Here is a 14,367-nt window from a genome sequence, read left to right on the forward strand (position 1 = left end):
GCTGGGCCCGAAGCCGCAACTTGCTCTTGCGGCTTCGGGCCCTTTGTCTTCTGCGGTGCCGACGTCCGGCGAGATCACTTCAGGATGGTGAGTGGAGCTCCTGTGCTCCATTCCTCCAGCAGGCCTCGGGGTACGACCGTGACGCCGGTCTCCGCGGCGATGTCGACTGCCTCTGTGGTGAAGCGGCATGTGGCCACGAAGAGCGAGACGTCGGAGATGCGAAGGACCTTGGAGCCGCCGATGAACTTCTGCATGTCTGCGCTGGTGACCGAGAGGTAGGGGGCGAACCTCTTGCACTGGACGGCGACACGGCGGCCATCAGGAGTGACGGCGGTGATGTCGACGCCGCGGTCTCCACGGCCGCCTCGGACGACGACATCGGTGCAGCCGTCGCGGCGGAGCAGGGCGGCGACGTGGTCCTCGAACTCCGAGCCGTTCATTGCGTCCATGGCCGCCATGGTGACGGTGGGGGTGCTGCTAGCCAGGGATGCCTCCAGCCTCTGGAGGCGGGCCTGGTGGCGGCGGATCCGGTGCTCGACGTGCTGGATCCCGGCGCGGAGGTCGATCAGTTCCCGGCGGTGTTCGCCGGAGGTTTCGATCAGGGCGTTGAACATGGGGACGACGGTCTTGCCGAGGGTGTCGGCGATGCGTTGGTCGATGCGTTGGTCGATGCGGGCGTCGAGCGCGTCGTTGCCTGCCGTGTCCTGAGCGTCGGCTGGTTGGGTGCGTGCCAGGTATTCCATGTCGAGGAGGTAGGCGCGGACTTGGCGGGCGACGTCGCTGTCGCGCAGGAGCATGGCGACGTTGAGGACGGCTCGGCGGGAGTAGAGGGTCAGGCTGGAACGGGGCTGTGGATAACTCGTTGGATAGCGTGACAGGGTGTCACGCTTGAATTCTTCCAGTTCAGAGCCCTGAAGCGTGATCATTCCGTTGGTGGTCAGCTCCTGGTGGTGTCGACGCTTGAGCTGCCGGATGACTTCGGTGGTGACACCGAAGTAGGCGGCGATCATCGCCGTCGTCACATGCATCCCGTCCGGCAGCAGCGACAGGGCCTTGACCTTGTCGAGTACATCCGTGCGGTCGAGGACGCTGTGACGCAGGGATTTGGATTCCAGCAGAGCAGATTCGTTGATCACCTCAAGTGTCCTTTCGTCGCGGGGAGTTCGGACACTCCACCGCACCTCGATCAACGAATCAGGACATATGAAGATACGGTCGATATTCGCAACCGCGTGTGATTGTTCCTCCGGATTGCCGCACATGCCGAACGGCCGGAGCCCCGGCCCCCTCGCGTGGAGGGGGCCGGGGCTCCGGCCGTAAGCGGGTGGCGGGGCGTCAGCCGCCGAGGTTGCCGCCGAAGATGCCGCCGTTGTCGTTGCCGCCGTTGCCGTTTCCGCCGCCGCCGACCGTGGTCAGGGTGACCGTGGTGTTGGCGGGGTCGGACGCGGTGTTGGCCGCCGGGTCCTGGGTGATGACCCGGGCGTCGTCGCCCTGGTCGGCGCCGTCGGCGAACTGGACGTTCTTGAAGCCGGCGTCGTTCAGGATCTTCTTGGCGTCCTTGACCGTCTGGCCGACCACGTTCGGGACCGGGGTCTGCGCGCCTTCCTTGGCGACCTTCAGCGTGACGGTGGAGCCGGGCTCCGCCTGGCTGTCCGCGGGGAGGCTCTGGGCGAAGACCTTGCCGGGCTCGGCCGCGGTGCTCTCCTCCTCGGTGCAGGTCGCTTCGAGGTTGCTGTCCTTGAGCTGCTGGGTGGCCTCGTCGCAGGAGAGGTTGCCGCCGGCCACGTTCGGGACGGTGACGAGCGCCTTCTTCTTGGCGACGGTCAGGGTGATCTCGGTGCCCTTCTCGACCTTGCCGCTCGAGGGGTCCTGCTTGGTGACCGTGCCGGGCGTCCGCTCGGACTCCTCGGTCTCCCTGTTGATGTTCTCGAAGCCCTTGCTCTTCAGCTCGGAGCGGGCTTCGTCGTAGGAGAGGCCCGTGACGTCCGGGATGGAGACCTTGGGCGCGCCCGTCGAGACGGACACCGTCACCGTGTCGTTCTTCTCGACCGTGGTGCCGGACTTCGGGTCCTGCGAGCAGATCTGGCCCTTGGGGTAGTCCTCGCAGGGGCCCGACTTGCTGGAGTCCAGCTTGAGGTCGCGGTTCTCGGCCATCTTCTCGGCCTCGCCGACCGTCTTGCCGACGAAGTTCGGGGCCTTGAACGATTCGTTGCCGACGCTGTCGCCACCGAAGATCCACTTGCCGATCAGGATGGCGCCGACGAGCACCAGGATGCCCGCGAGGACGAGGAAGATCGTCGACGTGCGGTTCTTGCCCTGGCGGCGCCGGTCACCCCGCTCGTCGTAGCCGAAGCCGCCGTCGTCCGGGTTGGTCGGCGGCAGCATCGACGTCTGCCCCGCGCCGTTCTGCGGGCGCAGCATCGCGGTCTGCTGGTCGTCGGGGTGGCCCCCGCCGTAGCCGACCGCGCCCATGGCGGCGGTGGCGGCGACGGGCCGGCCGTCGAGGCAGGCTTCGATGTCGGCGCGCATCTCGTCGGCCGACTGGTAGCGGTAGTCGGGGTCCTTGGTCAGCGCCTTGAGGACGATGGCGTCCATCTCGGGCGTGATCTCGGAGTCGAAGACCGACGGGGCCTGGGCTTCCTCGCGGACGTGCTGGTACGCGACCGCGACCGGGGAGTCGCCGACGAACGGCGGCCGCACGGTGAGCAGCTCGTACAGCAGGCAGCCCGTGGAGTACAGGTCGGAGCGCGCGTCGACCTGCTCGCCCTTGGCCTGCTCCGGCGAGAGGTACTGTGCGGTGCCGATGACGGCGGCGGTCTGCGTCATCGTCATGCCGGCGTCGCCCATCGCGCGGGCGATGCCGAAGTCCATGACCTTGACCTGGCCGGTGCGGGTCAGCATGACGTTGGCCGGCTTGATGTCGCGGTGCACGATGCCCGCGCGGTGCGAGTACTCGAGGGCCTGGAGGATGCCGACGGTCATCTCCATGGCGCGCTCCGGCAGCAGCTTGCGGCCGGAGTGCAGCAGCTCTCTGAGTGTGGAGCCGTCGACGTACTCCATCACGATGTACGGGATGGAGATGTTGTCGACGTAGTCCTCGCCGGTGTCGTACACCGCCACGATCGCGGGATGGTTGAGCGAGGCGGCCGACTGGGCCTCCCGGCGGAACCGGGCCTGGAACGACGGGTCGCGCGCGAGGTCCACCCGCAGCGTCTTCACCGCCACGGTGCGGCCGAGCCGGGTGTCATGGGCGAGATAGACCTCCGCCATGCCACCACGGCCGAGCACCTGGCCCAGCTCGTACCGGCCGCCGAGGCGACGCGGCTCTTCCATTACCTACCAGCCCTCTCCGTCGGTCCCGACCGTCCCGTTCGGGTCGGGCGGTGTGCTGTCCGGGCCATACGGTACCCGGCTCGCTCAACGTGACCTGGCCACCACCGTGACCCGTGACAGGACCGGTATCGCCACGTGCATCTATGTGAACGGCGAGTGACCGGGCTCACAAGGGGTGGTGAAGCCGGGTTCTCTCGGGTCACTCCTTGCTGTCCACGACCGCCTTCATCACGTCTCGCGCGATGGGCGCGGCGAGGCCGCCACCGGAGATGTCCTGACGGCTGGCGGCGCTGTCCTCGACGACCACGGCCACGGCGACCGGCGAACCGGAGCTGGTCTTGGCGTAGGAGACGAACCAGGCGTAAGGCTTCTCACTGTTGTCGACGCCGTGCTGGGCGGTACCCGTCTTGCCGCCGACGGTGACGCCGGGGATCTTGGCGTTGGAGCCGGTGCCGCCCGGGTCGTTGACGACCGTCTCCATCATCGACTGGAGCTTCTGCGCGTTCTCCTCGGAGAGCGGGCGGCTCATCTCCTTCGGGTCCGTCTTCTCGATGGTGTCGAGGTTCGGGGCCTTCAGCTCGTCGACCATGTACGGCTCCATGAGCTTGCCGTCGTTGGCGACCGCGGAGGCGACCATCGCCATCTGGAGCGGGGTCGTGGCGGTGTTGAACTGGCCGATCGAGGAGAGCGCGGTCTCCGACTTGTTCATGTCCTTGTCGAAGTTCGACGCGTTCGAGCGGACCGGGATGAACTGCTCCTTGTTGAAGCCGAACTTGTCGGCCTCCTCGCGCATCGCGTCGACGCCGAGGTCGGAGCCGATCTTGCCGAAGACGGTGTTGCAGGAGACCTTCAGGGCGTTGCGCAGCGTCGCGTTCTTACAAGGGATGTTGCCCTCGTTCTTCAGCGGCGTGGTGGTGCCCGGCATGGTCCACGGCAGCGGGGTGTCCGTTGCCTTGTCCGGGTCGTAGTTCCCGCTCTCCAGTGCGGCGGCGGCCGTCACCAGCTTGAACGTCGAACCCGGCGGGTACGTCTCGCGCAGCGCGCGGTTCAGGAGCGGCTTGTCCTTGTCCTTGTCGAGCTGCGCGAACGTCTTGCCGTCTTCGGTGGAGTTGCCGGCGAAGGCCGACGGGTCGTACGACGGTGTGGACGCGAGCGCGAGGATCTTGCCGGTGGACGGCTCGATGGCGGCGACGGCACCCTTGCCGCGGTTCTTCAGGCCGTCGTAGGCGGCCTTCTGTGCGTCGGCGTTGAGGGTGGTGACGACGTTGCCGCCCTCCTTCTGCTTGCCCGTGATCATGTCGAGGGTGTTGCGGAAGAAGAGGCGGTCGTCGTTGCCGCTGAGGATGCCGTCCTCGAGGTTCTCGATCTGGCTGGCGCCGACGACCTGCGAGGCGTAGCCGGTGACGGGCGACCACATGGGCCCGTCCTTCCAGGTCCGCTTGTACTTCAGGTCGGTGCCGGTCGTCGCCTTGGAGCCGGTGATCGACTTGCCGTCGACGATGATGTCGCCGCGTGGCGTGGAGTACCGCTCGATGGCGACGCGGCGGTTCTCCTTGTCGGAGGCGAGCGAGTCGGCCTTCACGTACTGGAGCCAGTTGTCCCGGATCAGGAGGCCCAGGATGAGCAGGCCGCAGAAGATCGCGATACGGCGCAGGGGCTTGTTCACGGTCGGACCACCTGGGTCATCTCGGCGTCGGGACTTGGCGTCGGGCTCGGGGCGGGCCGCCGCGCGGTGTCGCTGATCCGGATCAGGATGCCGATGAGCGCCCAGTTGGCGATGACGGAGGAACCGCCGTACGCGAGGAAGGGCATCGTCATACCGGTCAGCGGGATGAGGCCCATCACACCGCCCGCGACGACGAAGACCTGGAGCGCGAAGGCGCCGGACAGGCCGACGGCGAGCAGCTTGCCGAAGGGGTCGCGGGCGGCGAGCGCGGTGCGCACGCCGCGCTCCACGATGAGTGCGTAGAGCAGCAGGATCGCCATCAGGCCGGCGAGGCCCAGCTCCTCGCCGAAGGTGGCGAGGACGAAGTCGGAGTTCGCGGCGAAGCGGATCAGTTCGGAGTGGCCCTGGCCCCAGCCGGTGCCGAGGGTGCCGCCGGAACCGAAGGCCCACAGCGCCTGCATCGCCTGCTCGGAGTGCCCTGCCACGCCCTGGCGGCTGAGCATGTACTCCTTCATCGGGTCGAGCCAGGCGTCGACGCGCTGCTGGATGTGCGGTTCGAACGTGGCCACGCCGACGGCGCCGACCGCGGACATCATCAGACCGAAGACGATCCAGCTGGTCCGCTCGGTGGCGACGTACAGCATGATGACGAACATTCCGAAGAACAGCAGCGAGGTACCGAGGTCCGTCTCGAAGACCAGGATGAGGATCGAGATCCCCCAGACGACGAGGATCGGTCCGAGGTCGCGGCCGCGCGGCAGGTACAGGCCCATGAAGCGGCGCGAGGCGAGCGCCAGGGCGTCCCGCTTCACCATGAGGTAGCCGGCGAAGAAGATCGCGAGAACGATCTTCGCGAACTCGCCGGGCTGGATGGAGAAGCCGCCGACGTGGATCCAGATCTTGGCGCCGTAGATGTTCTGGCCGAGGCCCGGAACCAGTGGGAGCAGCAGCAGGACGACGGCGCCGAGCATGGAGATGTAGGTGTAGCGCTGGAGGGCGCGGTGGTCCTTGAGGAAGATCAGGACGACGATGAAGAGCGCGATGCCCATGGCCGTGTACATCAGCTGCTTGGGCGCGGCGCTGCCCGCCTGGTCGATCGACTGCAACAGCTTCGACTGGTCGAGCCGCCAGATGACCACCAGGCCGAGCCCGTTGAGCAGTGTGGCCAGCGGCAGCATCAGGGGGTCCGAGTACGCCGCGAACTTCCGTACGACGATGTGGGCGACGCCCGCGAGCAGGCCGAGGCCGAGCCCGTAACCGAGCAGGCCCGCGGGGACCTCGCCGTCGAGGGCGAGGCCGACATTGGCGTACGCGAACACCGGGATGATCACGGCGAACACGAGCAGTGCCAGCTCGGTGTTGCGCCGGCTGGGTGCTCCGATCGCTCCAATGGTCGACGTATGGGTCGTGGAGTTACTACTCATGGCGTGCTGAGGCCCCCAACGGCTTCTACTGCTGTGCGCACGCCTTGGCCAGCTGCTGCTCTTCCTCGGAGAGAGTGGGGCCAGGGGTGGGCGTGGGAGAGGTCTTGGACTTGCCGGACGGCGAAGAGGACGGCTTCGACGGGGTCGGCGTGGGTGAGGCGGTGCGGTACGACGCCTTGGACGCCGTGCCTCCCGTGGAGGTTCCGCCCGCTTCGCCCTCGCCGGTCTTCGCGTTCTTCTCGTTCTCGGCCTTGTCCCGTGCGGCCTGCTTCTCGCATGCGGTGGCCTGCGCGGACAGTTCCTGGATCTTGTCCTGTGCGGCGGCCAGGTCGCCTTCCGCGATGGTCGCGTCGACCTGCTTGCGCTGGTACGGCGGCAGGTACTTGAGCTGGATCTCCGGGTGGTCCTTCGCCACGTCGGACAGGCTCACCCAGGCGAGGTCCTGGCTGATGCCGCGGTACAGCGCAACGTGCTCCTCGTTGGTGCCGACGTAGTACTGCGTCTGCGTCCAGCGGTAGCCGCCGTAGAGTCCGCCGCCGATGACGGCCAGCGCGAGCACCGTGTAGAGGGATCTCTTGAGCCACCTCCGGCGGGGCCGCGGCTTGACGAAGTCCTCGTCCGAGTAGGAGAAGCCCTCGACGGCGCCGCTGTCGGGCGGGCCGAACTCGCCGCCACCGCCGTGGGCTCCGCCGGGGGCCTGGCGGCCGAGTCCGGCGGCGCGGCCCGCGGGCGTCTCCATGGCGTTGCCCTCGTGCAGCGCCTGCTGGTTCTCGGCGACCGCGCCGACGATCACGGGTGCGTCCGAGAGATGACCGGCGAGGGTGTCCCCGCTGTCGATGTCCAGGACGTCCGCGACGATCACGGTGATGTTGTCGGGGCCGCCGCCGCGCAGCGCCAGCTGGATCAGGTCCTGGACCGTCTCCTGCGGGCCCTGGTAACTGGCGAGCGTCTCCTCCATCGTCTGGTGGGAGACGACGCCGGACAGGCCGTCGGAGCAGATCAGGTACCGGTCGCCGGCCCGGACCTCACGGATGGAGAGGTCGGGCTCGACGTGGTCGCCGCTGCCCAGCGCGCGCATGAGCAGCGAGCGCTGCGGGTGCGTGGTGGCTTCCTCTTCGGTGATGCGGCCCTCGTCGACGAGGCGCTGCACCCATGTGTGGTCCTGGGTGATCTGCGTGAGCACGCCGTCGCGCAGCAGGTATGCGCGCGAGTCGCCGACGTGTACGAGGCCGAGCCGCTGGCCCGTCCACAGCAGTGCGGTCAGGGTGGTCCCCATGCCCTCGAGCTGGGGGTCCTCCTCGACCATCATCCGGAGCTGGTCGTTGGCCCGCTGCACGGCGGTGCCGAGCGAGGTCAGGATGTCCGAACCGGGCACGTCGTCGTCGAGCGCGACGATGGTGGAGATCACCTCGGACGAGGCGACCTCACCGGCGGCCTGGCCGCCCATGCCGTCGGCGATCGCGAGCAGCCGGGGGCCGGCGTAGCCGGAGTCCTCGTTGCCCTCGCGGATCATGCCTTTGTGTGATCCGGCGGCGAAGCGCAGTGACAGACTCATGCGCACCTGCCCAGCTGGCTCAGACTCCGGGTACAGCCGGTCGTGTCGAACCACACTGCCCACCCTCCGGTCGGGAGCGCGCCGGTGTCCGGGCCGGCAAGGCCCCGGACGTCCGCGTCGGCCCGCTCGCTCCGCTCGCGCTCATTCATGACGTAGCACTACTTCCGCAGCTCGATGACGGTCTTGCCGATGCGGATCGGCGCGCCCAGCGGGATCGGCTGGGGCGTCGTGAGGCGGGTCCGGTCGAGATACGTGCCGTTGGTGGACCCGAGATCCTCGACGATCCACTGGCCGTCCCGGTCCGGGTAGATCCTGGCATGCCGGCTCGACGCGTAGTCGTCGTCGAGCACGATCGTGCTGTCGTGCGCACGGCCGAGCGTGATCGTCTGCCCCTGGAGCGCCACCGTCGTACCGGTGAGCGTGCCTTCGGAGACGACCAGCTTGGAGGGGGCGCCGCGCCGCTGGCGGCCACCGCCCCCTTGCTGCTGTTGCCGCTGCTGCGGAGGAGCGGCGGCCTGTCGTGCGGCCTGTTGCGAGCGCCCGCTCTCACGGCGCGAGCCGCGTGCGGTGACGCGCGTACCGAACAGGTCGCTGCGGATGACCTGGACGGCCACGATCACGAACAGCCACAGAACGGCCAGGAAACCCAGCCGCATGACCGTCAGGGTCAGCTCTGACATTGCCCCCGCTTCACCCTTCGGCTTGCCGGTAAACGATGGTGGTTTGGCCCACGACGATCCGCGAGCCGTCGCGGAGCGTAGCGCGGGTGGTGTGCTGCCCGTCCACCACGATGCCGTTGGTGGATCCGAGATCCTGGATCGTCGAGGGCGTTCCGGTCCGGATCTCGCAGTGCCGGCGCGATACGCCGGGGTCGTCGATCCGCACGTCGGCCTCGGTGGACCGGCCGAGCACGAGGGTGGCGCGCGAGATCTGGTGGCGTGTGCCATTGATCTCGATCCAGTGACGCACGCGGGCGCCGGGCAGCGGGCCCGCGTCGGGCTGCTGTCCTTGTGCCGCGGGCGCCGATTGCGGGGCGTGCGCCGGACGGCCCGGCGGCGGTGCCGAGGGCATCGGCGGGGCCGCGGCGGGCTGCGGGTATCCGTAGCCACCGGGTGCCTGGTTGGGCCGGGCGGCCGGGGTGGGGCGCTGCTGCTGGGGCCTGTCCTGGCTGGTGGAGGACGCGAGGGTGCGGCTGCGTACCCGGTACAGACCCGTGTCCAGGTCGTCCGCCTTCTCCAGGTGCACCTTGATGGGGCCCATGAAGCTGTAGCGCTGCTGCTTCGCGTAGTCGCGCACCATGCCGGACAGCTCGTCACCGAGCTGGCCCGAGTAGGGGCTCAGCCGCTCGTAGTCGGGCGCGCTGAGCTCCACGATGAAGTCGTTGGGGACGACGGTCCGGTCCCGGTTCCAGATCGTGGCGTTGTTGTCGCACTCGCGCTGAAGCGCGCCTGCGATCTCGACGGGCTGCACCTCGGACTTGAAGACCTTGGCGAAGGTGCCGTTGACCAGCCCCTCCAGGCGCTGTTCAAACTTCTTCAGGACTCCCATGGGGCACCTCCTCCTTCTTTGCCGTCCTGCCTACTTGGTACTGCTTACTGATCGTATCCACGCGTCGGGAAATCGGCTGGTTCCCCCTGTCCGCCTGCTCGATGAGTGTCGACGCTCACAGCCCCTCAACCGGGCCCCTTGTCTGGGGATCGTAGAGGTGGCCTCCGGACAGTGTCCCGTACGCGGCTGTGGGCCGTGGGCGATCCAGGCCTCGGGTGCCCGTTGAGGGCCCGCCAGAACGGATGTGAATCCACCCTCTCCAGCGTGCTAATGTTTTGTTCGTCGGAAGGCACAGGGCCCGCAAGGGCGCAGGGTTCGGAAGACACACTCGATTGCGCGAGTGGCGGAACGGCAGACGCGCTGGCTTCAGGTGCCAGTGTCCTTCGGGACGTGGGGGTTCAAATCCCCCCTCGCGCACAGCGAAAAGCCCCGCAGATCCTCGGATCTGCGGGGCTTTTGCGTTGCCTGCCGTGGGTGGGTGCGCATGCCCACAGGGCCCCGCGACCGACCGGTCGCGGGGCCCTGTGGGTTATGTCACGCCACTACGCGCGCGTGCTCGCGTGCGTGTGCTCTCGCGTGCGTGTGCTTCGGTACGCGCGCGTGCTCAGGCGGCGAAGCGGGAGGCGAGCGCCTTGCCCTTCTCCTCGGCGTCCGCGAGGGCCTTGGTGCGGGAGGCCTCGTAGAGCGGGACGAGCTCGGCCATGGCCGGGTTCTGCGGGGCCATGGTCAGCTCCGGGACGATGAAGTCCAGGTCGAGGCCGAGGCCGTCGCGCAGGGCGGCGCCCAGGAAGTTCTGCACGTACTCGAAGCCCTCGCGCGGGGTGCCGGGGGCGTAGGAGCCGCCGCGGCTGGCGACGACGGTGACCGGGGTGCCCTTGGCGGACTGGGTCTCGGGGCCCGAGGTGCGGCCCATGAGGATCACGTTGTCCAGCCACGCCTTCAGCGTGGAGGGGATCGAGAAGTTGTACATCGGGGCGCCGATCAGGACGGCGTCCGCCTGCTCCAGCTCCTCGATGAGCTTGACGCGCTCGGCGAAGGCGGCGGCCTGCTCCGGCGTGTGGGCGTCGGCGGGGACGAAGCCGGCCAGGTGGGCGTCGGCGGTGATGTGCGGCACCGGGTTCGCGGCCAGGTCGCGGTAGACGACGGTGCCCTCCGGGTGCTGCTCTTGCCAGGCCTTGCGGAAGGCGTCCGTGACGGCGCGGGACGCGGAGGACTGGCCGTCGAAGACGGAGGAGTCGATGTGGAGCAGGGTGGCCATGGTTCTCTCCCGTGAGAGTGAGGGCGCCCCGCGAGGGTTGAGGGCGCGGTAATTGAGTATGTAACTAGTAATAGCACAGGGGCTTACTTTTTTTCATCCCCATACGAGAACGCAGTACCCTGGAGGCATGGTGGGCAACGGGGAAGACATGAGCGAGGCGTGCGCGGGAGACGCCGTGACCCACGAACCCCAGAGGTGTTCGACGGTCGACATCGGCATGACGCGCGTCTTCGGACTACTGGGCAAGCGCTGGACGGGGCTGATCGTGTCCGTCCTGATGAGCGGCCCGAGACACTTCGCGGATCTGCGCCGGGCCATCCCCGGCATCAGCGAACGCATGCTCTCCGACCGGCTGACCGAGCTCGGCGCTGCCGGTCTCGTCGTGCGGGAGGTCGACGAAGGGCCGCCGCTGCGGGTCTCCTACCGGCTCTCGGCGGCGGGCGCCGCGTTGCAGGCGTCGCTGCGGGAGCTCGGGGACTGGGCCGGGAAGTACCTGGGGGCCGAGGGCGGGACGTGCCCGGAGGAGTTCCGTAAGTAGGGGACTGCCGGGGGTGTGCTGGGTCTGGTGGGACCCGGTGGGGACGCAGACGGTGGGCCCGCGGAGTGATCGAGTTGTGCACGTGCTGAGGGTTTTCCACAGGCCCTGACGGGTTTTCCGGACCGGCGGTACGGTCGTGCCGATGACAGGCGACGTGCGGGGTCGGGCCCCGTGCGCGACGTTCGTACGGGACGGGGGAGGCGGTCGCTCGTGGGCGGATTGGAGCACGTGGCGGTGCCGCGGCAGGGCGGGGCGGCGGAGGCCGAGAAGGCCGGGGCGCGGCGGTTGCCGCGGGTGCCCGGATTCGCGGCGGCTGCCGGGGAATCGGGCGTCTCGCCCAAGGCGGCGGGCAAGGCGCTGCGCGAGAAGGTGCCGCGGAGCGCGCACCGGGACTTCGCGGCGGACCCGGACCGGCCGGACGGTCCTGCGGCCGTCGAGGAGTCCAACCTCGGCAGGATCCCCGAGCTCACCCCGATACGCGTCGGCCGCATGGCCGCCACCCCGTTCGCGTTCCTGCGCGGCTCCGCGGGGCTCATGGCGTACGACCTCGCGCGCACCCCGGTGACAGGAGTCGGCGCCCAGATCTGCGGTGACGCGCACGCGGCCAACTTCGGCCTGTACGCGGACGCGCGCGGCGGCCTCGTCATCGACCTGAACGACTTCGACGAGACGGTGCACGGCCCCTGGGAATGGGACCTGAAGCGGCTCGCCACCTCGCTCGTGCTCGCGGGCCGGGAGGCGGGGGCCGACGAGGACACCTGCGAGGAAGCGGCGCACGACGCCGTCGGCGCCTACCGGCGCACCATGCGGCTCCTCGCGAAGCTCCCCACCCTGGAGGCGTGGAACGCGATCGCCGACGAGGAGCTCGTCTCGCACGCGAACGCCCGCGACCTGCTCGGCACCCTGGAGCGGGTCTCCGAGAAGGCCAGCAGGAACACCAGCGGACGGTTCGCGGCCAAGTCCACGGTCGAGGTGGAAGGCGGCGGGCGGCGGTTCGTGGACGCGCCGCCGGTGCTGCGCTCGGTGCCGGACGCAGAGGCCGCGGCGGTCGCGAGCGCGCTGGGCCCCTATCTGGGCACCCTGTCCGCGGACCGGCTGCCGCTGCTCGGGCGGTACGCGATCCATGACGTGGCGTTCCGCGTCGTCGGCACCGGCAGCGTCGGCACCCGCTCCTATGTGGTGCTGCTCCTCGACCACCGGGGCGAGCCGCTCGTGCTCCAGGTGAAGGAGGCGCGGGCCTCGGCGCTGCTCCCGCACCTGGCGGCGGCCGGGTTCGCGGCGGAGCCCGTGGAGCACGAGGGCCGGCGGGTGGTGCTCGGGCAGAAGCGCATGCAGGTCGTCAGCGACATCCTGCTCGGCTGGACCACGGTCGAGGAACGGCCGTTCCAGGTGCGGCAGTTCAGGAACCGCAAGGGCAGTGTCGACCCGGCCGCCCTCGCCGCGGACCAGATAGACGACTACGCCCGGATGACGGGCGCCCTGCTCGCCCGCGCCCACGCGCACAGCGCCGACCCGCGGCTCGTCGCCGGGTACTGCGGAAAGAACGAGGAGCTGGACGAGGCGGTGGCCGCGTTCGCCGTCGCCTACGCGGACCGGACGGAGGCGGACCACGGGGAGCTGGTGCGGGCCGTGCGCGAGGGGCGGGTGGCGGCCGAGGCGGGCGTCTGAGGAGCGGGCCGCCGCGGCCGTTCCGGCGCGGTCAACACCGTGCCCTACGCTGGTCGTGTGACGACCCCGGAGACCGACGATGTGGCAGGGCAGCCGGAGGAGCAACCTCGGGAGCGCCTCAAGGACCGCCTGAAGGAACGCCTCAGCGAGCGGGCCGAACAGCGCAGCGCCGAGCAGGCGGCGGAGCGGCCCGAGGAGCGCCTCGAGCGGGCCGTGCGCGCTGCCGAGCAGGCGCTGATCGAGTTCGAGATCGCCGTGGAGACCTTCCGGGTCGAGGTGGAGAACTTCTCGCGGCTGCACCACCAGAAGCTCGGGCCGATGTACACGCGGCTCGACGAGCTGGAGGCGTTGATCGCGGAGGCGCGGGCGGCCCGCAGCGGTGACCCCGAGGACCGCCGCAAGGCCGACGAGGCGCGGGCGCGGGTGATGCCGATGCCCGGCGTCGAGGAGCTGTTCCACGGGTGGATGGACGGGGACGGGCTGTTCCCGGAGGCCAGCGCGATGCTGTCCGATCAGCCGGTGCGGCCGCCGCAGCGGGTGCGGCCCAGCGAGGAGGCCCGCAAGCTCTACCGCGAGCTGGCCCGCAAGGCGCACCCGGACCTGGCGCAGGACGACCGGGAGCGGGAGCGGCGCGACGAGTTCATCTCCCGGGTGAACGCGGCGTACGGGCGTGGTGACGCGGCGCTGCTGCGCGAGCTGGCCGAGGAGTGGGACAAGGGCCCTGCCCCGGCCGAGCAGCAGCCGTCCGAGAGCGAGGAGCTGTACGCCCGCCTCGAGTGGCTGGCGCAGCGCAAGGAACTGCTCACGGCGGTGGCGCAGGAGCTGGAGGAGAGCGCGATCGGCTCGATGCTGCGGATGGCCCCCGACGATCCGGACACCCTGCTCGACGAGATCGCCGAGAAACTGCTCGCGCAGGTCGCCGAGCAGGAGGCCGAGCTGGAGCGGCTGACCGCTTCTTCCTGAGGCTTCTTCCTGAGGCCGGTGGTGCCGGGGCCCGGGGCCGAGGGGTAGCGTCGGGGGCATGGTTTTCGGTTCTGGTGTGCCCACGGTCGCTGTCGACGAGCTCAAGGAAGAGGACTTCCTCCTCGACGTCCGTGAGGACGACGAGTGGCAGGCGGGTCACGCGGCGGGCGCGCTGCACATTCCGATGAGCGAATTCGTCGCCCGCTACGGCGAGTTGACCGAGGCGGCGCCGCAGGACGGCCGGGTCAACGTGATCTGCCGCTCCGGCGGGCGCTCCGCCCAGGTGACGATGTATCTGACGCAGCAGGGCGTCGACGCGGTGAACGTCGACGGCGGCATGCAGGCCTGGGAGGCCGCCGGCCGCCCCGTCGTGGACGACAACGGGCAGCCGGGCGGCGTGGCCTGAGGGCCGAT

General features: G+C 69.5%; 12 protein-coding genes and 1 tRNA gene. 5 read left to right on the forward strand and 8 right to left on the reverse strand.

Annotated features, from left to right (window positions below):
* Positions 1–74: 74 nt before the first annotated feature.
* From ACNYS0_RS21270 to ACNYS0_RS21300, 7 genes are all read right to left on the reverse strand, one after another.
* A complete protein-coding gene (locus tag ACNYS0_RS21270) occupies positions 75–1,136 on the reverse strand; it encodes a restriction endonuclease (protein WP_422475844.1) in 1,062 nt (353 codons plus the stop codon).
* A gap of 199 nt (positions 1,137–1,335) precedes the next feature.
* On the reverse strand, positions 1,336–3,333 hold the full coding sequence (pknB, locus tag ACNYS0_RS21275; protein WP_422475846.1) for a Stk1 family PASTA domain-containing Ser/Thr kinase: 1,998 nt from the start codon (positions 3,331–3,333) through the stop codon (positions 1,336–1,338).
* 199 nt (positions 3,334–3,532) lie between these two features.
* The gene (locus tag ACNYS0_RS21280; RefSeq protein WP_422475848.1) at positions 3,533–4,999 is read right to left on the reverse strand and encodes a peptidoglycan D,D-transpeptidase FtsI family protein; all 1,467 of its coding nucleotides are present in this window, start codon (positions 4,997–4,999) and stop codon (positions 3,533–3,535) included.
* Complete coding sequence (locus tag ACNYS0_RS21285) at positions 4,996–6,423, reverse strand: FtsW/RodA/SpoVE family cell cycle protein (RefSeq protein WP_422475850.1); 1,428 nt, start codon at positions 6,421–6,423, stop codon at positions 4,996–4,998. Before ACNYS0_RS21285 ends, ACNYS0_RS21280 begins: the two co-directional genes overlap by 4 nt.
* 25 nt (positions 6,424–6,448) lie before the next feature.
* On the reverse strand, positions 6,449–7,978 hold the full coding sequence (locus ACNYS0_RS21290; RefSeq protein WP_422475852.1) for a Stp1/IreP family PP2C-type Ser/Thr phosphatase: 1,530 nt from the start codon (positions 7,976–7,978) through the stop codon (positions 6,449–6,451).
* 158 nt (positions 7,979–8,136) lie between these two features.
* On the reverse strand, positions 8,137–8,658 hold the full coding sequence (locus ACNYS0_RS21295; RefSeq protein WP_385759148.1) for an FHA domain-containing protein FhaB/FipA: 522 nt from the start codon (positions 8,656–8,658) through the stop codon (positions 8,137–8,139).
* 10 nt (positions 8,659–8,668) lie between these two features.
* Positions 8,669–9,526: an FhaA domain-containing protein gene (locus tag ACNYS0_RS21300; protein ID WP_422475854.1), complete on the reverse strand. Its 858-nt coding sequence runs from the start codon at positions 9,524–9,526 to the stop codon at positions 8,669–8,671.
* Positions 9,527–9,860: 334 nt separating this feature from the next.
* On the opposite strand from ACNYS0_RS21300, the gene ACNYS0_RS21305 reads away from it, so the two are divergent.
* Positions 9,861–9,943 (forward strand) — tRNA-Leu (locus ACNYS0_RS21305).
* A gap of 187 nt (positions 9,944–10,130) precedes the next feature.
* Here ACNYS0_RS21305 and ACNYS0_RS21310 read toward each other — a convergent pair.
* Positions 10,131–10,784 (reverse strand): FMN-dependent NADH-azoreductase, encoded by a 654-nt coding sequence (locus ACNYS0_RS21310; RefSeq protein ID WP_422475856.1) that lies wholly within the window; start codon positions 10,782–10,784, stop codon positions 10,131–10,133.
* A 148-nt stretch (positions 10,785–10,932) separates the two neighbouring features.
* Here ACNYS0_RS21310 and ACNYS0_RS21315 point away from each other — a divergent pair, with 148 nt between their 5' ends.
* From ACNYS0_RS21315 to ACNYS0_RS21330, 4 genes are all read left to right on the forward strand, one after another.
* Positions 10,933–11,322, forward strand: a complete 390-nt coding sequence (locus tag ACNYS0_RS21315; RefSeq protein WP_422482742.1) for a winged helix-turn-helix transcriptional regulator — start codon at positions 10,933–10,935, stop codon at positions 11,320–11,322.
* A gap of 219 nt (positions 11,323–11,541) precedes the next feature.
* Positions 11,542–12,990: a DUF2252 domain-containing protein gene (locus ACNYS0_RS21320; RefSeq protein ID WP_422482743.1), complete on the forward strand. Its 1,449-nt coding sequence runs from the start codon at positions 11,542–11,544 to the stop codon at positions 12,988–12,990.
* Between the two features lie 129 nt (positions 12,991–13,119).
* A complete protein-coding gene (locus ACNYS0_RS21325; protein ID WP_422482744.1) occupies positions 13,120–13,953 on the forward strand; it encodes a hypothetical protein in 834 nt (277 codons plus the stop codon).
* Between the two features lie 76 nt (positions 13,954–14,029).
* The gene (locus tag ACNYS0_RS21330; RefSeq protein WP_422482745.1) at positions 14,030–14,359 is read left to right on the forward strand and encodes a rhodanese-like domain-containing protein; all 330 of its coding nucleotides are present in this window, start codon (positions 14,030–14,032) and stop codon (positions 14,357–14,359) included.
* The last annotated feature ends 8 nt before the right edge of the window (positions 14,360–14,367 follow it).

This window comes from Streptomyces anthophorae, assembly GCF_049310305.1.
GTDB lineage: Bacteria > Actinomycetota > Actinomycetes > Streptomycetales > Streptomycetaceae > Streptomyces.

What these genes read in the sequence shown, in the direction of transcription:
- pknB (WP_422475846.1), bottom strand. Translation starts at nt 3,333, where the DNA reads ATGGAAGAGCCGCGTCGCCTCGGCGGCCGGTACGAGCTGGGCCAGGTG.
- ACNYS0_RS21285 (WP_422475850.1), bottom strand. Translation starts at nt 6,423, where the DNA reads ATGAGTAGTAACTCCACGACCCATACGTCGACCATTGGAGCGATCGGA.
- ACNYS0_RS21290 (WP_422475852.1), bottom strand. Translation starts at nt 7,978, where the DNA reads ATGAGTCTGTCACTGCGCTTCGCCGCCGGATCACACAAAGGCATGATC.
- ACNYS0_RS21295 (WP_385759148.1), bottom strand. Translation starts at nt 8,658, where the DNA reads ATGTCAGAGCTGACCCTGACGGTCATGCGGCTGGGTTTCCTGGCCGTT.
- ACNYS0_RS21300 (WP_422475854.1), bottom strand. Translation starts at nt 9,526, where the DNA reads ATGGGAGTCCTGAAGAAGTTTGAACAGCGCCTGGAGGGGCTGGTCAAC.
- ACNYS0_RS21310 (WP_422475856.1), bottom strand. Translation starts at nt 10,784, where the DNA reads ATGGCCACCCTGCTCCACATCGACTCCTCCGTCTTCGACGGCCAGTCC.
- ACNYS0_RS21315 (WP_422482742.1), top strand. Translation starts at nt 10,933, where the DNA reads ATGAGCGAGGCGTGCGCGGGAGACGCCGTGACCCACGAACCCCAGAGG.